The 3,739-nt window shown below is 60.8% G+C and carries 4 protein-coding genes; all 4 read left to right on the top strand.

Annotated elements, in window-relative coordinates:
- Positions 1 to 930, top strand: a 930-nt coding sequence (locus tag OQK_RS23135) for a sigma-54 interaction domain-containing protein (protein WP_016774506.1), incomplete at its 5' end; no start/stop codon positions are given.
- 265 nt (positions 931 to 1,195) lie between these two features.
- Positions 1,196 to 2,587, top strand: coding sequence for a GntP family permease (locus OQK_RS23130; RefSeq protein ID WP_016774505.1), 1,392 nt, complete (start codon positions 1,196 to 1,198; stop codon positions 2,585 to 2,587).
- A 7-nt stretch (positions 2,588 to 2,594) separates the two neighbouring features.
- The gene (gene hbdH, locus OQK_RS23125; RefSeq protein WP_016774504.1) at positions 2,595 to 3,368 is read left to right on the top strand and encodes a 3-hydroxybutyrate dehydrogenase; all 774 of its coding nucleotides are present in this window, start codon (positions 2,595 to 2,597) and stop codon (positions 3,366 to 3,368) included.
- Between the two features lie 58 nt (positions 3,369 to 3,426).
- On the top strand, positions 3,427 to 3,739 hold a 313-nt coding region (locus tag OQK_RS23120), incomplete at its 3' end, for an acetyl-coenzyme A synthetase N-terminal domain-containing protein (RefSeq protein ID WP_038861615.1).

Here is a 3,739-nt window from a genome sequence, read left to right as displayed (position 1 = left end):
GAAGTCAAACGACGTGCGCGGCGCAGTGCCAGCGCTGATTCGCCGGTTTTGCTGCTGGGGGAAACCGGCACAGGTAAAGAGTTGCTTGCCCAAGCGATCCACAGCGCCTCACCACGCGCGCACAAAGCCTTCGTCAGCATCAACAGCGCGGCAATTCCCGAGGCGCTGCTGGAAGCCGAATTCTTTGGCACTGCACCCGGCGCCTTTACCGGCGCTGACCGCAAGGGCCGCACCGGTAAATTACAAATCGCTCAGGGTGGCACGCTGTTTCTCGATGAGATCGGCGATATGCCGCTGCCGCTGCAAAGCAAACTGCTGCGCGTGTTGCAGGAAAAGGAGTTCGAGCCGGTCGGCTCCAATGAAGTGATTCAGAGCGATGTGCGGGTAATCGCCGCGACGTCGACGGATTTGCAGGCGGCGATCAAGCGCGGCGAATTTCGCGCCGATTTGTACTACCGCCTCAACGTACTGCCAATCCAGGTGCCGCCGCTGCGTGAACGTCTCGATGATCTGCCGGCGCTGAGCGAGGCGATTCTCGAAGAACTGCGCAGCCAGCATGAACTGCACCGCGATGCGCTGGCGTTGCTCGGCCAGCATGCCTGGCCGGGCAACATCCGTGAGTTGCGCAATGTGCTGGAGCGGGCGGCGTTGCTCAGTGATGATCTGATCCTGACCGAGCAGGATATTCGCGGCGCGATTGGCACCTTTACTCCGGTTGAGCGAACGTCCGAGCCGAGCATGCAAGCCTCCGCTGGGGAGACATTTGCACAGGCGCGGGCGCGGTTTGATCGGCAGTTGATCGAGTCGACCCTGGCGCAATGCGCGGGGAAAGTACCGGAGGCGGCGGTTCGGCTGGGGCTGGGGCGGTCGACGCTGTACAAGAAAATGGCTGCGCTGGGGATTGCAGAGTCTACATATAGAGACATCTGATCTCCATTTTAAGACTAGAGCAAAAGCTTCGCGAGCAGGCTCGCTCCCACAGGGGAATGCATGACCAATGTGGGAGCGAGCCTGCTCGCGAAGGCGCCGGCCCATTCAAAGAAAATCTCAACTAAGAGACAAAAACAGCTCCCAGTAGGCGACTCTGATCTAATTTCCTTATATTTCAAACAGTTAGAAGATTGGCACAAATCTCGCTAACCCACTCTCCACACCCGTTCCACCCACAAAAATAACAATCCTGGAGAGACACACCATGAGTGTGATCATTGCCTTGGCAGCCCTGACGCTGCTGATGCTCGCCGCCTACCGTGGCTACAGCGTCATCCTCTTTGCCCCGATCGCCGCCCTCGGCGCGGTCCTGCTCACCGATCCGTCCGCCGTTGCCCCTGCTTTCACCGGGGTATTCATGGACAAGATGGTCGGTTTCATCAAGCTCTATTTCCCGGTATTCCTGCTCGGCGCGGTGTTCGGCAAGCTCATCGAACTGTCCGGCTTCTCACGCTCGATCGTCGCCGCTGCGATTCGCCTGCTTGGCACCAAACAAGCGATGCTGGTGATCGTGCTGGTCTGCGCCCTGCTGACTTATGGCGGCGTGTCGTTGTTCGTCGTCGTCTTCGCTGTTTACCCGTTTGCAGCGGAGATGTTCCGCCAGAGCAATATCCCCAAACGTCTGATCCCGGCGACCATTGCCCTCGGTGCATTCTCGTTCACGATGGACGCCCTGCCCGGCACGCCGCAGATCCAGAACATCATTCCCAGCACCTTTTTCAACACCACCGCATGGGCGGCGCCGTGGCTGGGGGTGATCGGCACGATTTTCGTGTTTTGTGCCGGCATGCTGTTTCTGCAGCGCCAACGCAACAAGGCGCAACGTGCCGGCGAAGGTTACGGCACTGAACTGCGCAACGAACCGGAAACCGCCGAAGACCTGAAGCTGCCCAACCCGTGGATTGCCCTGTCGCCATTGCTGGCGGTGGGCATCATGAACCTGCTCTTCACCCAGTGGATTCCGCAGTGGTACGGCAAGACCCACAGCCTGGCACTGCCGGGCATGGCCGCGCCGGTCACCACCGAAATCGCCAAGCTCACGGCGATCTGGGCGGTGCAGGCGGCGTTGCTGGTCGGCATCCTCATGGTCCTGGCGTTCGGTTTCAAGGCGATCAAAAGCAAGCTCGCCGAAGGCAGCAAAAGCGCGGTCAGCGGTGCGTTGCTCGCGGCCATGAACACCGCGTCTGAATACGGCTTTGGTGCGGTAATCGCTTCGCTGCCGGGGTTCCTGGTGCTGGCCGACTGGCTCAAGCAGATTCCCAATCCGTTGGTCAACGAAGCGATTACCGTGACACTGCTCGCCGGCATTACCGGATCGGCGTCGGGCGGCATGAGCATTGCGCTGGCGGCGATGTCCGAGCAGTTCATCAGTGCAGCGCACGCGGCGAATATTCCGCTGGAAGTGCTGCACCGCGTGGCCGCGATGGCCAGTGGTGGCATGGACACCCTGCCGCACAACGGCGCGGTAATCACGTTGCTGGCGGTGACCGGACTGACCCACCGCGAAGCCTACAAAGACATTTTCTGTATTACGCTGATCAAGACCCTCGCGGTTTTCGTGGTGATCGGCACTTTCTACGCCACTGGCATTGTGTGAGGTATTCATGACCACTCTTTCCGGCAAGACAGCCTTGGTAACCGGCTCCACCAGCGGCATCGGCCTGGGCATCGCGCTGACCCTCGCGAAAGCGGGCGCCAACCTGATTCTCAATGGCTTCGGCGACGCCTCGAAGGTGATCGCCGACGTCGCTCAGTACGGCGGCAAGGTCGGCCATCATCCCGCCGATGTCAGCGACCCGGCACAGATTGCCGACATGGCCGCCTACGCCGAGCGCGAGTTTGGCGGCGTCGACATTCTGGTCAACAACGCCGGCATTCAGCACGTTGCGGCCGTAGAAGAGTTTCCTGTTGAGCGCTGGGATTCGATCATCGCGATCAACCTGTCATCGGTATTCCACAGCACGCGGCTCAGCCTGCCGGGCATGCGCCGCAAGAACTGGGGGCGCATCATCAATATCGCCTCGGTGCACGGCCAGGTCGGCTCCACCGGCAAAGCCGCGTACGTCGCCGCCAAGCATGGCGTGATCGGCCTGACCAAAGTAGTCGGGCTGGAAACCGCGACCAGCAACGTCACCTGCAATGCGATCTGTCCGGGTTGGGTGCTGACGCCGCTGGTGCAGAAGCAGATCGATGATCGCGCGGCCAAGGGTGTCGATCCGCAGCAGGCGCAGCATGATCTGCTGGCGGAAAAACAGCCGTCGCTGGAGTTCGTTACACCGCAGCATCTGGGTGAGCTGGTGCTGTTCTTGTGCAGTGAAGCCGGCAGCCAGGTACGCGGCGCGGCGTGGAATATTGATGGTGGCTGGCTGGCGCAATAAACACCTGGCCATTGTGGGAGCGAGCCAGCTCGCGAATCAGATAAGAAGAGGCAAACCCATGTCCGACATCCTCTGGCAACCCGACGCCCAGCGTATCGACCGTTCGCGGATGGACGTTTTCCGGCGCGAAATCAATCAGCGGCATTCGCTTGAGCTCGACGGCTACCCTGCCCTGCACCAATGGAGCATCGATCAGCGCCCGGCGTTCTGGCAGGCGATCGTCGATTTCTTCGACATCCGCTTCCACACTCAGCCAGACGCCATCTTGCGTGAAGGTGCGGAAATGCCCAGCGCCGAGTGGTTCCCCGGCGCGACGCTGAACTTCGCTGAACACCTGCTGCGCCGCCGCAACGATGCCGTGGCGGTGGTTG

The organism is Pseudomonas sp. R62, from assembly GCF_000257605.1.
In the GTDB taxonomy this organism is placed as follows: Bacteria; Pseudomonadota; Gammaproteobacteria; order Pseudomonadales; family Pseudomonadaceae; genus Aquipseudomonas; species Aquipseudomonas atacamensis.
This window is presented reverse-complemented; position numbering and strand designations above follow the sequence as displayed.

Excerpts from the sequence above, each read along its gene's own strand:
- OQK_RS23130 (WP_016774505.1), top strand. The coding sequence starts at position 1,196 with ATGAGTGTGATCATTGCCTTGGCAGCCCTGACGCTGCTGATGCTCGCC.
- hbdH (WP_016774504.1), top strand. The coding sequence starts at position 2,595 with ATGACCACTCTTTCCGGCAAGACAGCCTTGGTAACCGGCTCCACCAGC.